Source organism: Rhodopirellula maiorica SM1 (assembly GCF_000346295.1).
Classification (GTDB): domain Bacteria; phylum Planctomycetota; class Planctomycetia; order Pirellulales; family Pirellulaceae; genus Novipirellula; species Novipirellula maiorica.
This window is the reverse complement of the sequence record NZ_ANOG01000253.1, coordinates 1-15,052: the sequence shown is the minus strand read 5'-3', so window position 1 is coordinate 15,052 and position 15,052 is coordinate 1. Positions and strand designations below refer to the sequence as shown.

9 protein-coding genes are annotated in these 15,052 nt (G+C 55.4%); 3 read left to right on the top strand and 6 right to left on the bottom strand.

Translation table 11 applies throughout. From position 1 onward, the window contains the following. The first annotated feature begins 90 nt into the window (after positions 1 to 90). Positions 91 to 3,708, top strand: a complete 3,618-nt coding sequence (locus RMSM_RS07825; protein ID WP_160168255.1) for an NACHT domain-containing protein — start codon at positions 91 to 93, stop codon at positions 3,706 to 3,708. A gap of 2 nt (positions 3,709 to 3,710) precedes the next feature. Here the strand turns inward: RMSM_RS07825 and RMSM_RS07820 are convergent, their stop codons facing one another. The 3 genes from RMSM_RS07820 to RMSM_RS07810 all read right to left on the bottom strand — a co-directional run bounded on the left by RMSM_RS07820 (position 3,711) and on the right by RMSM_RS07810 (position 7,584). Continuing rightward, positions 3,711 to 4,454 (bottom strand): hypothetical protein, encoded by a 744-nt coding sequence (locus RMSM_RS07820; RefSeq protein WP_008693906.1) that lies wholly within the window; start codon positions 4,452 to 4,454, stop codon positions 3,711 to 3,713. 218 nt (positions 4,455 to 4,672) lie between these two features. Beyond that, the gene (locus tag RMSM_RS07815; RefSeq protein ID WP_008693903.1) at positions 4,673 to 6,151 is read right to left on the bottom strand and encodes a HEAT repeat domain-containing protein; all 1,479 of its coding nucleotides are present in this window, start codon (positions 6,149 to 6,151) and stop codon (positions 4,673 to 4,675) included. After that, positions 6,148 to 7,584, bottom strand: a complete 1,437-nt coding sequence (locus RMSM_RS07810) for a hypothetical protein (RefSeq protein WP_008693900.1) — start codon at positions 7,582 to 7,584, stop codon at positions 6,148 to 6,150. Before RMSM_RS07810 ends, RMSM_RS07815 begins: the two co-directional genes overlap by 4 nt. Positions 7,585 to 7,907: 323 nt before the next feature. Between RMSM_RS07810 and RMSM_RS07800 the strand changes: the two genes are divergently transcribed. Then, positions 7,908 to 9,170, top strand: a complete 1,263-nt coding sequence (locus RMSM_RS07800; RefSeq protein WP_008693893.1) for a nickel-dependent lactate racemase family protein — start codon at positions 7,908 to 7,910, stop codon at positions 9,168 to 9,170. A 45-nt stretch (positions 9,171 to 9,215) separates the two neighbouring features. Further along, entirely contained in the window at positions 9,216 to 9,752 is a 537-nt protein-coding gene (locus RMSM_RS07795; protein ID WP_008693891.1) for an NUDIX hydrolase, read from the top strand. A gap of 453 nt (positions 9,753 to 10,205) precedes the next feature. Here the strand turns inward: RMSM_RS07795 and ribD are convergent, their stop codons facing one another. The 3 genes from ribD to RMSM_RS07780 form a co-directional block, all read right to left on the bottom strand. Continuing rightward, positions 10,206 to 11,321 carry a bifunctional diaminohydroxyphosphoribosylaminopyrimidine deaminase/5-amino-6-(5-phosphoribosylamino)uracil reductase RibD gene (ribD, locus tag RMSM_RS07790; protein WP_008693889.1) on the bottom strand — a complete coding sequence of 372 codons (1,116 nt, stop codon included), beginning with the start codon at positions 11,319 to 11,321 and terminating at the stop codon, positions 10,206 to 10,208. Positions 11,322 to 11,687: 366 nt separating this feature from the next. Continuing rightward, positions 11,688 to 13,784, bottom strand: coding sequence for a tetratricopeptide repeat protein (locus RMSM_RS07785; protein WP_236622046.1), 2,097 nt, complete (start codon positions 13,782 to 13,784; stop codon positions 11,688 to 11,690). Between the two features lie 256 nt (positions 13,785 to 14,040). After that, the gene (locus tag RMSM_RS07780) at positions 14,041 to 14,841 is read right to left on the bottom strand and encodes a hypothetical protein (RefSeq protein ID WP_008693886.1); all 801 of its coding nucleotides are present in this window, start codon (positions 14,839 to 14,841) and stop codon (positions 14,041 to 14,043) included. Positions 14,842 to 15,052: the final 211 nt, after the last annotated feature.

The following is a 15,052-nucleotide window of genomic DNA, read 5'->3' as shown; positions in this document are numbered from 1 at the left end:
TGGTCCGTTCGATGCAGACGACAGGGACGAGTCGCCAAGATTTTCCTTTCAGCCACGCTGCTTTTGAAATCATAAGTCATGGAGGCAAAGATGATCGATGCTCCTGCACCTCTGCAAAAAGCGTTCGCTTTACTGGCCAATGCCGAGGTCGCTGGCGATCCCGATCGCAGCGCCGAACGATCACCTTGGCAACCGCAGGATTGGGATTTGTCGTCGCGACCCGACGATGATGCTGATCTACGTCATCGGGTCGAGTCGCTTGCCGTGCTGTTGGGCATCCTTCCCCGACGGTGTCGGTGGGAAATCAATTCGGTCGCGGAGATGTGGTGCGAACAGTTTTCGGAGCGTCCCCACGTCAGCGTAGATGAACTGAGGAGCGTTACGCGGCATTGGTTGCGCAAGCGTTACCGTCGCCCCGCCACAATACCAAGCTTTCGATCAATCACTGAATCCACCTGCCCGACACGCAGCACAAGTACACGGGATGCCGACCGCAGCGATCCGCTACCTTCGCTAGCCGGTCGACCAGCGCAAGCCGATTGCGCCGCCGAGGGCGAACAACACTGTGTCTATGGACTTCAAACATGGTTCGAACATCTGCATCGCAAACAGTCGTGGACCCACATCCCATCGGTCGTACCCGGTGACAAACCGGTGCCCATCGACGAGATGTTCGTGGAACTCGAACTGCATGAAGACCGAAGCGATGAAGAGGATGACGACGCCGATGTGGAAAACATGTCCGAAGCGATGCCGAGGGCCGCTTCGCATTTCGCACTGAATCCACAAAGGACCATCGATACGATGGTCCCGCGATCCTTGGTCCCGCGATCGACGTCAACAATCGGATCCACCTGCGACATACGCACCATCATTTCTCGCACGCTTCAGCGCTGCGTTATTGTGGGTGCCCCGGGCAGCGGAAAGTCAACGCTGATCCAGTGGTTGGCACACACGATTGCGGAATCAGGTATCGGTGAATTTGACATTCCCATCGTCATCCAACTAAAGGACTATGCGCAAGCGATTGCCGAGCACCCCGACTTGTCGCCTTTGCAATTTTTCTTTGCGTCGCTTGGCAACGAAAACATCGACTCAAACGCGGCAGCGTGCTGGCTTCGCGGCGCCTCGGATGATCGAAACCGCGTGCTATTAATGTGCGATGGATGGGACGAGGTGTCCGCCGCCCAACGGGACAACGTACGTGAACAATTGGAAATCGAATCCGACCATTTCATCACACTGATCACATCACGCCCGGCGGGATTGCCGCAATCGTTACGGGACCGCGAGCACGTTGATTTTTATCACATCGGTGATCTGCCGCTGCATTCGATGATCCAATTGGCCAACAACCTAGTTCGCAGTCGCTATCGGAACTCGCACGCTCGTCGCGGCGATGCCAAGCAGATCATCGATCAAGTCCGTGCCTCGGATGAATTGCAAACCTTGGCCAAACACCCGCTTTTTCTGGGCCAAATGGTGCATGTCTTTCTAGACGCCTACCAAGTTCAGGCCATGTTGTCATCGACAAAGGTAATCGCACAACTTGTTGCATGGATGCAAAAACGCCCCCACTTTTCGGGGAACGCATCGGGGGTCATCACACAGCAGCATTTGCAAGCGCTGAGCCGATTTGCGTACAACCGGCGATTCGGACACCAGCGTGAACACGCCCAATTCCACGAAACCGAATTGCAACGTGCCACCGCCTCGTTTGGCATTTCGGAGTCAGCAATTTTGGAAAGTCGCCTGCTCGATCGCGGCTGCACGATGATCGATGAATATCATTTTTCGGACCCCGCGTTTCCAACATTTTTTGCCGCGCTGCAAGTTGCGGAAATGGACGACGTCGATGCTCAAGCTGCGTTGTTTGATCACGCGATCCAATCCGAACATCGCTCGGCCATTTTGTATCACGCCGCGGTGCTAAGCGAACGCTTCCGAAACGTTTGCCTCGAACGGACCAAACACTGGCTTCGTCATGGCGATTCGTTCCACCAAATCTTGCTACGGCTGGCCAAGCTTGCCGTGGTCTCGCGTGACGCTCAGTGGAACACGTACCAAAACGAATCCACAATGATCGAATGGTCTCGAATGATCGCTCCGATTCGCAACCAACTTTGGCGGTTGACGCAGCAGAGTCGCGATCCGAACGTAAGACGGTTGTGCATTGAGACGTTGGCGGGGTTGGATCCTGCGTTCTTGCACTGGAAATCCCGATCCCGTGACGTTTTGGACGACTTCGTGCTGCGACTGATTCAGCGTTTGGTTCCTGATCGTGTCAGTGTTCCAGCTTCATCGTGTTTGCCCGGGATGCCATCCATCGCATCCCATGACGATCCACGCTCCGAGACGATGGGACATTGCTGTGTCGCATGCACCGAGCCGTTTGGCCGCATCCAACGCGAGCAATGGGTTCGCCGGCTGGCGGTACTGCGGCCCGATCATCCGGATGTCAAACATTGTATCGATTCGCTCGCCGGGCATCCCGTCGGACAAGGAGCCAACGTGGTCATGGAAATTGCGATGACTCGTAATCTGCCGGACGATTTGCGTGTCAAAGCCATTGAGATTTCGATGCATTCAGCCGACCGAGAGCTCGCCCAATCGCTAGTGAACCAGATTGCTGACGAACAATCTCCGCTTTTGCAATCGTCGCTGTTGCGTTTGGCGATCACGCGTCAGATCCTACTTGATCTGGACTGGCTCGAATCGAGAATCAAGAGTGGGACGTCGAACGCACTAAAATCTCTGCGACTACAAGCTTATTGTGACACCGCGGCGGGACGGACGACGAAGGAACGGCAACGAATGAGTCGTTTCCTAAGCGAGCTGATGTTATCGGCACTTAAGCACGCCGAGAGCTCGGTAAGCGAACTGCTGCTTCAGCATTTCCGGTTGGATGGCGACCAAGAAATATCATGTTGGATCGACCACCGCGTCGTTTCCGCCGCCACCGATTGCGTGGTTCGGTTTATCCACTCGCCGTCGCTGCAACCCATCGACGCCGTTCAGCTTGCCGCCAATGTGTTGGTAAACGCACCATGCGACGGCAATCGCGTTCATTTGAACAAAACGCTTGATGCCGCGCTGGGCATGTTGTCATCGGACGAATCCAAGGCACGCTCCGGCAGCGACGCGATTCGTTGGGAACGAACCGCGAAATTCATTGCAGATTGCTTGATCAAAGTCGATCCGGGATCGCTACTCCGCTATGAAGCATCATGCCGGCCGGTACAGAATGCGTTGCAGGACGCGGTCCGCAAACACGGTTGGTTGATCTTCAGTGATCACATCCTGGACAACGATGGCATCGAGATCGCAGTCCGATCGGATGCATGGACGCCACTGGATCGCGGGTCGCTTGCCGATGCGGATGTGATCGATGAGATCGTTCACGACCTTCCTCCCCGACAACGCAATGACTTTCTCAGTTACTGGCATATGGTTTCCGAGGGCGATGCCGACTATGCACTGACCGAGCGAGAACGGGTGCACGAAGCCATCTGCACGCTGATGGCTTCCGATTTGAATACCGAGTTGAGTGAGCGGCTATGGTCGTGTTATCAAGAAGGCCGACCGCCGAGTTTCGCCAGCTGGAAAAAAAATCTCGCTCGCGTGGTCCAGCGTTATGAGGATCGGCCAGAGGTACTCGCTCATTTACAACAGCTTGGACTCGGGATCCACAAGCGAAAGCCACGCTAAGATCACGGGAAGGTGCTCTGAATCAACACGTGGATTTTCCCTTCGTTATCACTGGGGTCGATATCAAACATTTTCAAAAACAATCGTCCTGTTTTCTTGTTGATAAAATCGAGTTGTCTGACGACTACAAATGGCTTTTCAGTATCCAATTCCGACGGCGACGTCGCGATCACACCGATCAACGTCCCCAGTTTGATGTCGCTGCTTTTGGGTTTGATTTCGTTGGGGATGACCACCCCTTTGGCATCGGTTTCGAGCACGACCTTCCATCCTCCTTTGACTTCCATATGGACGGGCATCCCCTGAACCAGCGTGACACCCGAGTCTTGCCAACCTCGATTGGCGAACACTTCTGTCAGTTTGCGGTCCTGCACCGATTGGGCGGCAATCATCCGGCTGAGTCCTTCTTCGGCCGGTTGGTATTTAGGGACCAGTCGCACGATCGCTTCGTAAACTTGGCGAGCCTCGGCGGTTTGATTCTTCTTCTCATAGTCGGCCGCTAACTTCTCGGCCCGCGAAATGAACTCTTTGTGCAGCTCCATCAATTGGGGATCGGTAGGCAAGGTGGGCGAGTTCTCGGCGGCCGCTTTGCGTTGTTGCTGCAAACGTTTCTGAAATTCTTGCTGCTGTTTCATTGCCCGCCGCATCTCGGCGGTCTGCGTCAAGCCGACGTTGGCAGTGAGGAGACTTCCGAGGATCATCAAAACGGCGAGAACAACACGATCACGAGAGAGCAGCAGCAGCATGAGAACGAGACTCGTACGAGGAAACATCGGTTTTCGGTTCCCCAGTCTACACGGCCAAAACAATCGTGTCTTTGTTTTTTGGGGGCCGTGATCGCTCGACCCTCCGGCAACCCGTTCGTGAATGCCTCGGCAATCATGTCCGATTTGCTTTGCGTCCCTCAGCACGAAGCGAACTTGCAGAAGCCTTTATTCCGCGCGAGTGAAAAAGTGGCACCCCGCTACCGTAGCTGCAATGCGCTGCGAATTTTGGAGGTGACGACCGGATCACGCTCGTCGGCCAGTCGTGATCGCAGTTTCTGGTTCATCGCCGGATCCTTCATCGTGGCGATCACCGAAATGGTTCGCAAACGTACCTCGCGATTGTCATCGTTTAGAAGCATGGTCAACCAAGGCCGTGGGTCATCGATATTGGATCGCGAAATCGTATCCACTAACTCGAGACGCGAGCCCACATCGGACGAGACCACATGCGTGGCGATTTGAAGTTGACGCTGCGAAAAACCACGACGAACCAGTTCGCTTTTGGCCCGTTCACGCAGCATCGCTTCGTCGCTGGCCAACCAATAGATGACCGACTCGGTCGCGTATGTTTCCAGCGGCGACTGCGTTAAATAACTCGTCGGCATCACCTCGGCGGGCGCCGTTGCTGGTCGGGCGTCAGCGGTGGAGGGGCTCGTTGACGGAGCGGACGCAACCGATTGCGACGGCGTCGCAGCGTCATGGACGTCGGACAATTCGACGGTTTCGCTGGGCGAGACAGGTTTCAGCAAGGTGGCTGAGGAGCGATAAACCGATGCCGAGGGTTCACCGTCGCTGGGCTCCGAATCGGCGGCCGATGGACTTGCCGAATTGGATGACGTGTTTCCCGGATCGTTTTGCCCTGAACTGCCGGACGAAATAATGGCCGGTTCTGCGAGCGGCCAATCGGTCCAACTGTCTAACGCATCTGCGTCGGCAACCGGCAGCGGTTTGGTGCGAACTGCCAAGCGAACCGGTTGCCCCGGCACCAACGAGTCGTTTTCGATTGCCCCTGGCACCGCACCATCGGTAAGCGACATTTTGGACAACGTGGTGGTGGCCATGTTGTAAAGTGTTTTTGATTCGACGTCGTCTTTCTGAACCGATTCCATGATCGTTTGTTGCAGTAGCCCCGTGGTCCAACCAGTGCGGTCCTCGGGCAGCGCTGCGGCGATCGAATCCATCGATGTCACCATCGTTCGGTGATACTGCCGGGCGGTATCCCAATCGAGCGAAGTCCACGAATTTTGTGACTCGCGTAGCAATTCGTACGCGGTCCGAGCAACGTCGGGCGATTCGTCGTTCAATGATCGAACCATCAACCCGATCGCAGGCGAACCAAGTTCAGAGATTTGGACCAACCGCTGCTGTTTTTCAGAAACACCAAGATCTTCGAAACCACGCATCAAATGTGAGACGATCCACTGTTTGCTGTATCGCCCCACCGCCAAAGTCCCGCCGAACAGGACCGCAACGATTAAGAAAAACTTTAGCGAAGCCTTGAATGCGTGCCCCCCCGACCCCGATTTGCCCGACCGCTTTACGGATCCATTGAGATGCAGTGCAAAAGGATTAGGAAGATCGTTCGGGTCACCGGATTGCATGTCAAAATCACCAGAATCAAGGAGGCTGCGGGGCTGATGATTGTCGTGACAGACGGCATTTCGAAGCAAGGTCATTTCGCAGAGGTGCGAACGAGTCCTTTCGCAACCAAATCGCTGTATTCGTCGCGTAAAACGCTGCGGTAAGCCGCTTGGTCGCGTTCATGCTGCTCGCTCATTCGCTGCGGAACATCCACCCCGCCCGCGATATCGCTGATGATCGCCCCAAGCGCCGGAAGCGATTGTGGCGTCACACTCGGTTGAATCCAGACAATGCGTGCAGAGGAATCGACAAGCAACAAGGTGCCCGGTGGAATCGCAAGTGTGCTAGCTAATTCGTTTTTGGGATCCCAAATCAGCGGCAGCGTGATCGATTGCCGCAACAGCTGTTTGACTTCGTCGCGTAGCGCGACCGCATCATGCAATAGCAGCACGACGCGAGTCTGGTCCGCCAAGGACGCGGGTAACTGCTCGCTCCACTGCTGCAGCACCACCGCGGAATTCAGTGCATTCACGTCATCGGCAAAACAGACCATTGCCGTCACCGCCGTTTTTGCTTCGGAGCGGCTACCCGAAAACTGAAACGGTTTGCGATCCGATGTGGTCATGTCAACACGATCGATTCGGGTGCCCAGGATCGCTGGGGGTGGCGATGGAGGCAGCGGCACAAAGTGGCCGACAAACTTTGGGTTTTCCGGCAATGAATCGGCTTTCGGTGTCGAGTTGGGCCGATCAAAGGATGCTCCACGCAGTTCCAGCGTTAAGCGAATCGGAGGAGACTCTGGATTCGCGTTGGGCGAAGCAGGGATCGACGGCAAATCAACTTGCCGGATCAAACCGCTGTGGATATCGACCCAAAAACCGTACTGCTGCTCTCCCGCGGCGACTTGAATTTCTTGACATTGCGTTTGCTCGATTGTTTTCTGCTGGCCAAAGGCAAACGTGTGCTCATCGAGAAACAGCTGTTTCATCGGCTCTTCGGCGAACAACCATTCCAATTGAGGCGGCGGCCCCGCCAATCCTGCGGCGACTTGTTCGACCAAAATCGGATCGATCAGCAATTGTTTTAATTCAGGGCGACGACCGATCGGCGGTGCTCGTAAAACCTGAGAATCAAAATTTCGAGTCGACGGGTCCACAATCCACGCCGTTAACCCTTCGGAATCGGACCACAACCGCGTGTCGTATGCTTGCAAATAAACCGTATCGTGGTTCGTCCACACGCTCAGCGGAGCGACCTTGGTTTCGGATGAGCTGCTGGCGGTCGGAGGCATCGTCAGCCGAACGAGCCCCTCGTCGCGGTAGGAACCAGCGGCGTGATAGCGGGAAAAGATTGCTTGTAAATAATCACGAGGCTTCATTTCTCGAAATGCGACCGTGCGAACCGAGGCGGTGGACGTGTTCTCGGTCGAAGATGCGACTACGACATCGTCAGCCGAATCACATCCCGCGATCAAACTGGCAAACAGCGATCCGCCAAGAAGCGACAGACCAAGAAGAATTCGCTTCATAGTGATCCTCTATTTTTTTCCAAGCTGTGATGGGGTGGACAGCCGCAAGGGGAAACGGTCGATTCGCTTAGATTACGAAAACGGAGCGGTTGGTCACAATCGCAGCTGCGACCGTATCGAGACGGCGAAGGTCGTTTATATCGAGCGACCGCGAGAGCCAGCCATGCGATTGCTGTTTTTCCCCGACCATCGTTGGGTGCTGGCCAGCGACGCGGTTTTCAAGAGAATACAAGCTCAGCACGCGGCGAAACGGTCGCTGTTGAATCCTTTGGGGCAACCATTGGGTTGCCCATCGCAATCCCCCGCTGGCAGAGTACGCTGCATTGAATCCATCAACCAACGCCGCCCAGGTCGCCGACAAAATCGCTGCCAATGAAATATGGCAATACGAAACAGGCTTTCATCAGCGGGTGGGCGATGTCGCCAAGGCGACTCGCAACGCACTTCGCGCCCCCGCCGATTTCCCGCCTTTGACCGCGGCAATCGCCCCAGGCGACCGAATCGCGTTAGCGGTCGACCCGAACGTGCCTGATCTGTGCAATGTCATTCGTGGCGTGCTGCTGGAGATCGAAGAAGCGGATGCGGAAACGATCGACATTGTATTGTGGGATGAAACCGGCGATGAAGTCTACCAACAACTCGAAAGCGAATTCGAAACGATCGCGCATGTGATTCGGCATGATTCCCAAAAACGTGACCTGCTGCGTTATCTGGGAGCTGACATTGACGCTGATCCGATCTATTTGAACCGTTTTCTTGCTGATGCCGATCTCGTCTTGCCCATTTTGGCGGCGCGGCCAGGCGATGCGGTAGGCGATAACGAACTCAGTGGCGTCTATCCGATGCTGGCCGATTCGAACACTCGTTTACGGCACCAGAAATCGCTACATCAACCTCCGGGGAAGAAGAAAACCTCGAACGAAACTCACGTCGGCTGGATGTTGGGGGTCCAAGTGATGTTGGCCGTGGCGGCCAATCCCGATGGCGATGTCGGCAGCGTCTTTGCGGGTACTCCTGAAGCAACCCGCCGCTGGTTCGAGCGGCCTCGCCACAGCGATGATGATTTTCCGCCATCCGCCGCTTTGGTGGTCGCGACGCTCGAAGACACGAAGCAACAAAACTCGTGGGCGAATTTGGCCCGCGCGATTGTCGCTGCGGCATCCCACACCCAACCCGGTGGCACCATTGTGCTGTGGAGCCAAATCGATGATTCGCCAAGTGATCGACTTGTGTTGCGACTCAGCAGCGACCGAGAACTCGACGAACTCGAGCACGATGACCAAGAGGGCAGTGCCGAGGAACTCGCCGAACAGTCAATGCTCGGGCAATCCGAAGATGGCTTTATAATTTGGGACGATTCAATCGCAATTGCGGATTCGATCCAACGCGTTCGCAGCGAGTATCGATTGCTACTTCACAGCAAACTTAGCACCGAAATGGCAGAATCACTTGGGCTTGGTGCGATCGAATCGCTTGACGCGTTAGAACATCTAAGCAAATCGTTTGACAGTTGCGGTATTCTACGAGCGGCGCAGTATGCCGGCAGCACGTTTGATCTGCCTGTGACCGAATCCGACGCCGAATAACCCGCTCCATTGCCAAGCCCAAATCATTCTGCAAAGCCAAAACGAATGACCGAAGTTGCCATCGAATTCGCACATCGCTTTTGTCCCAACTGTGGCGTGCCCAATGCCAAGTTGGGCAGCATTCCCTTTCGCTGTGCGGAGTGCGGTTTTGCAAATTTCTTTGGCCCCTGCGGTGCGGTCGGAGCATTGGTCACCAACGAGCAGAACCAATTGCTGTTGGTGCGACGCGCTCGCGATCCAGAACAGGGCAAATGGGGATTGCCAGGCGGATTTGTCGACCGCAGCGAAACCATTGAACAGGCGCTGGCCAGAGAAGTGTTTGAAGAAACTCGGTTGAGAATTTCCAGCCACGATTTCTTGATGTCGCACCCGAACAATTATCACTATGGCCGAATCATTGTCGCGGTGATCGATATCTTCTTTGTTTGCAAAGTCAGTAACGCCGCAGAGATCACCCTGCAGGCCTCGGAACTGACTGAGTTCCGTTATGTCGACAAGGACTCGTCGCTGCTCGAGCAGATGGCATTTCCCTCGAACCGGATCGCTATCGACTTCTGGATCAACTCTGATTCAAACGACTGATTCCCTCAGTCGGTCTTCCCCCTGCCAACTTGGATTCTGTCGGCGCATAAAAAAAGCTCCCGGAAAGTACGTAATCCTAGGGGGGCGGAGGACAACGCGCTTCAGTTCCGGGAGCCGGTGGATTGGGGGTTCGACACAGTAGATACATCCTTGTATCAACTGGACGAACTCAACATTGCAAAATCATAGTCGCCGACGCAAGTTCACATCCGTGTAAATTTGCCTTCGACGTGTTCCGCAGCAACAAATAATTTCGTCACCAAATGCAGAATCGTCATGATTCCTTAATGCCATTCTCTGGGCGACACGCTGGGTGTCACTCAGTGATGGGCGAAGAATAGAGGTTAGCTTTTACTCTGGTCAAGACGAGTTTTCCAAAAGTCGAAAATTGTTTCAGAATCGTTTGTTTTCACGGCAAAAAACGGCGTTTTCAATGAACGACATCCATCAGGGTCAATCACGTGGCAATCTGCGGTAAACGAGTTTGACATCATTGTCTCCGAGACGCTGTAGACTTTCTAATCGCAATGCCGCCGCCTCCGCGACGCTGGCAAACCCATCACCTGCGACCGGGCCTAAAGCGCAGTGACCGCCAAACACTTTGGCGCCGACATACACTTCGTATTGATCAATGGCATCGGCGGTTAAAAAACTCGCCATCAATTTACCGCCACCTTCAATCATCACATTGGTCATCCCCTGGCCGCCGAGAAAATCAAGGCCTTGATTGATCATTTCGACGAGACTTGAACTCGTGCAGCGGTAAACGCTTGCACCAAGCTGTTCCAGCTCGGCAACATCCGCCGCAGCGATCAGCGGCGAGACGATCAACAGCACGGGCACTTCGTTGGCCGATTGTATCAGACGTGATTGGGGCGTGGGCAAGCGATTGGCACAGAAAACAACTCGCGTTGCCGTACGAACCCCGGCCGGTCGTGCAGTCAACATCGGGTCATCAGCAATGACGGTCCCCATTCCCACCGCGATCGCGTCCACGCGGCCACGCAAAACGTGAACATCAGCTCGCGAGACCTCGTTTGAAATCCACTGGCTCTGCCCCGTGCTGGTTGCGATCCGTCCATCCACGGTCATCGCCCATTTGGCAATCGTGTACGGCCGGCCGGTTTGCAACCGTTTTAAGTAAGGCGCATTCAGTTCGCGAGATTCTTGTTCGAGCACACCGACGCGTGTTTCGATTCCTGCACGCTGCAGTTGTGCCACCCCACCACCGTCGACCTTTTCAAACGGATCGGCCATCGCTACGACAACACGGCTGATTCCGGCAGCGATCAAGGCGTCCGAGCAGGGCGGGGTTTTGCCGTGGTGACAACAGGGTTCGAGCGTCACGTAAGCAGTCGCGCCGCGAGCGTCGCCAGCGTCGCGAAGTGCGTGGACTTCGGCATGTGGCCCGCCAAAACGCTGATGATAGCCTTCACCAATCACTTGATTGTCGCGGACGATGACACAGCCGACCATCGGATTGGGTTCGACCGATCCGCGTCCTCGTTCGGCCAAGCCGAGCGCAAGACGCATAAAGTCATCATCGGTTTCCAAACGAGAAGAGTTCATCAGCGATGGATCTCAGCGGTTGAAGATCACACAGGAAAAAAGCACACCTCTTTGGCAATCGCTACCACGGGTTCCCAAGCTACAGCCGGGGAACCCAATGCATTGCAGGCACCTGTCTGGCGAGCGTGCAAGGACGAGGCAGGCGACGCAGTGCGTTCCCAGGCAGGAGCCTGGGAACGAGCGTTTTTTTTGGCGCTGTGTTCAAATGCAATGACAGGCTAGAAGCCTATCCCACGAAGCGATGACAGGCTGGAAGCCCATCCCACTAAAGCAATGACAGGCTGGAAGCCTATCCCACAAATGCAACGACAGGCTGGAAGCCTATCCCACAAATGCGATGACAGGCTGGAAGCCTTATTGCCACGGTTAATCCATTCCGGGGACCCACAGCTTGCTACCGCCACCGCCGGCTGCTGGATCTGCCGGAGGTGCTGCGGCGCCGCCGCCATCGGGAGTCCAAATGCCGCCGGACGCAGGTTCGGCACCTGCCGGAGCGACACCGCCGGGCGCGGGTCCACGTCGCGGGCTGCCGTCGGGACGAATCAGCCCCATCGAAATCAGCATCTGTTGCAGCTGAGCCATCACTTCGGGCTCGTTGCCGTAACGCTGCGTCAGTGTTTCAATCGCCTTCTGGAAGCCTTCGCCATCACCGGATTGCAATCGCAAATTGACTTCGCTGAGCAACAGATTTGCGGTCGGCAATTCGTTGGCTTCGGCAAACGCCTTTGCTTCGTCAATCGTCGCGATCGCGTCTTTGGCGTTGCTCGACGCATTGACCAAGGTCGAATAGGCCAACAATTTCGCCATCTTTTGGTCGTCAGGCAAATCAGCTTCGATCAATCGTTTTGCAAAATGACGAATGGCCGGTGTCGATGAAATCTGTTGGGCTCGTTGCAACAAGTACAAGCAGGACTCGTCATTGAGCTGGCTCGAATCAATCCGGTTCAAATCGGTGTTCGCAACCGATTCGATCTCGTCGTCGCTAAGCGTCAACGAAGGCAGCGGCTCGATCTTGGCAAGGCGATAGACTTCACCAAGCACTTCGTCGCCCTTTGAGATAATCGCGTCGTACTGTTCTGCCACACGCACGACGACGGTTCGCTCGAGCAATTTCGAATCGTCGTCTGCGGTTTCGACCAAGGACGCGTTGCCAAGAATGCCCCATTTTGCGTTGGCGATCGCCAAAGGCATTCGTGTGTTGGTCAGTTGTTCTTGCATCGCGTCGGCTTCGACGGCGCTGGCTTTGAATCGCACCATCGCCACTTGCGGTTGCACCACCGCCAAGAACGGCAGCGGATCGCTTGGCTTTTGATTCAGTTGGACCGAATCGCCAACGGTCTTTTGGATTTGAGCTCGTACCTCGTCCAGAACCGACGAAGTGACGTCGTGAATCTCGACGCGGGCCGAACGATCGGTTTGTTTACCGTAGACGAACGCCATCGCGATCGCTTCAGGAATCTGATCGATCGGTGGCAAGCCTTCGGCGACTTCGGGACGATCGCGATCAAGTACTTGGAAACCGGCACGTGGCGGTACATCGTCCTCGGATTCACGCATTTGGGCGAGCATTTCCGCCGGCAACGGTGCAAACCGCGAATCGGCGATCATTGCCATCTCCACAGGTTCGGCCGATTCGATGTCAGCGTCCAAGCGGAAACATTCCGCAGCAAGGTCTTTATCGTCAGGATTGACCAAGCAGGAAACGGCACGGAACTGGACTCGCTGTTCGAAGTCAAGCGATTCACAAGCCGACAATTTTTGCAAGAAATCGCTTTGTGCGGCGACATCGCCACGCCAAATGGCACAAGTCAACAATCCGGACAGGATCGCAGGTTCGTCGGGCAAGGTACGACGCAGTGATTGAAATTTAGCTTCGGCAAGCAAAACCTTGTTGCTGCGAAGCAGCGTGGCGGCTTCGTCAAAGCGTTCGCCCCAATCGGCATCCGCAGGCCGCTCGATCGGCTGAGGAATCGATTTGACCATCTGGTTCAATGTCGGCGAACTATTGAGCTGACGCAGCAACGTGCCCGACATCTGGCTGCCTTCATAGCCTTGCGCCATCATAGCCAAGCTAGCATAGACGCGAGCGGTCAAGAAAACGCCTTGGCGGCCGAGCAGAAATGCGACGGCCGACGAGACGTCCAACACGAACGCATCGACGTCGCGGCCGCTCTCGGTCAACGCTTCGAGCATCGAATCGGTCGCGGATTTGACATCCCCACGGAAAACCTGAGCCGCCGCACGCTGGGTCAACGCCAACGGATTGCTGGGCTGCAAACGAATAAAGCGGTCGGCGTTTTCGGCGAGCGTGTCGTATTCACGCAAATCAAGCAGCAATCGCCCACGAATGGCCAACGCCCATGCCGCATCGGGATGCTCCGACAAAATCGTCGACAAACGATCAAGAGCGGGAACAACCTGGCCCCCCTCGACCATTTTCATCACGCGATCAAGCTCGCTCACGGATTCCTTGCATTTGCAAAACTTGATTTTTTTTCCACTGCCGCAGGGGCAGGTTGCATATTGGTCGACTGACATCAGATGCTAGCTTAAGCGAATAGGTAGGTTTTGGTTGCCGGCGCACGACGCGGCGGCTTCCCAGGCCGAAGAATTTACCATGATTCACCCGCAAATCTGAACCCCCTGACCAATAATGCCAAAGATAAAGCATTCGTATTGGAAAACCAGTTCGGCCCAATCGTCGCAAAGCGGTGGGAAATTAGGGTTTTGATGAGAATTTCTTGATGGATTCGAGCGAGGATCCCTCGGGGAATGCCTTCAATCCATGGTCGGTGAGCCGATCGAGCTCTTGGTAGCGAATGTCGACGAGATCCGAAATTCGCGAAAACAGTTCCGTCACATGCGAATCGACCGCCGGATGGATGCGTGATTCAGCGACCGTTTCACCGCGTTCCATTGACAGCGTGATCGACGCGTTGGACCGCAATAAGTCTCGAAACCGTTTCTCCAGCAGCGGATCGACTGAAATACGCACATGATCGAGTTCATGAAGCACAAGCCGATCGGTCCAAAACGTTTCGGACTCAGGTCGTTTACGAAACCAAACGGTGTGCTCGGTTTCAAGTCGCACGTCACTGAAACGCATGCCGATTCGCACTTCGCGAAGATCGGCCTCGCGATTCTGGTTGACGAACTTCCATCGATTGCGACTGCGATAATGATACCCCATCCGGTATTCGGTCGTCGCCGCGAGTCGCCGCCCCTTTCGCAGTGCCGCGGCCGAACCACCCGGCAACAATTTGGATTGCATCGATTCCGGTCGCGGCCCGTAGACGAATCGCACGTTGCCTCGCTCAATTAGCTCGGCAATTTCAGCGGGCGGCGATGGCAAATCCGCCAGATCGATCGTGTGCAGATCCGATTGCGGCCCAGCGGCATCATCGCCCAACGTGGCGGACGTCAAAGAAAAAAACAGGCAGCACGCCACCGCGATCCGCAGCCCCCCCTTCGCTACGGTTCGCCGCGCGTCAGGCAAAGGTTGTGGGTGAGTCAGGTCCATGGCTCTCGCTTGTACGCAGGTAATGTCAAAGAAGCGAACAAGACGATTCTACTTGATAATGTCGCCCGACGTCTCCGACGTCGGTACAGCAAGCATTTTTCACCGCGAGCACCACCAACCATAGACTTGCCAACCGAGTTCGCATGCGATGCATGGATCGACGAAAGTCTCCACGACTTTCGTTACGAGACAGCGTGTCCTATTGTTTGCA

Bases quoted from the DNA above. Each gene is read 5' to 3' on its own strand.
- RMSM_RS07820 (WP_008693906.1), bottom strand. From the start codon at position 4,454: ATGCTGCTGCTGCTCTCTCGTGATCGTGTTGTTCTCGCCGTTTTGATG.
- RMSM_RS07780 (WP_008693886.1), bottom strand. From the start codon at position 14,841: ATGGACCTGACTCACCCACAACCTTTGCCTGACGCGCGGCGAACCGTA.
- RMSM_RS07810 (WP_008693900.1), bottom strand. From the start codon at position 7,584: ATGAAGCGAATTCTTCTTGGTCTGTCGCTTCTTGGCGGATCGCTGTTT.
- RMSM_RS07815 (WP_008693903.1), bottom strand. From the start codon at position 6,151: ATGACCTTGCTTCGAAATGCCGTCTGTCACGACAATCATCAGCCCCGC.
- RMSM_RS07795 (WP_008693891.1), top strand. From the start codon at position 9,216: ATGACCGAAGTTGCCATCGAATTCGCACATCGCTTTTGTCCCAACTGT.
- ribD (WP_008693889.1), bottom strand. From the start codon at position 11,321: ATGAACTCTTCTCGTTTGGAAACCGATGATGACTTTATGCGTCTTGCG.
- RMSM_RS07825 (WP_160168255.1), top strand. From the start codon at position 91: ATGATCGATGCTCCTGCACCTCTGCAAAAAGCGTTCGCTTTACTGGCC.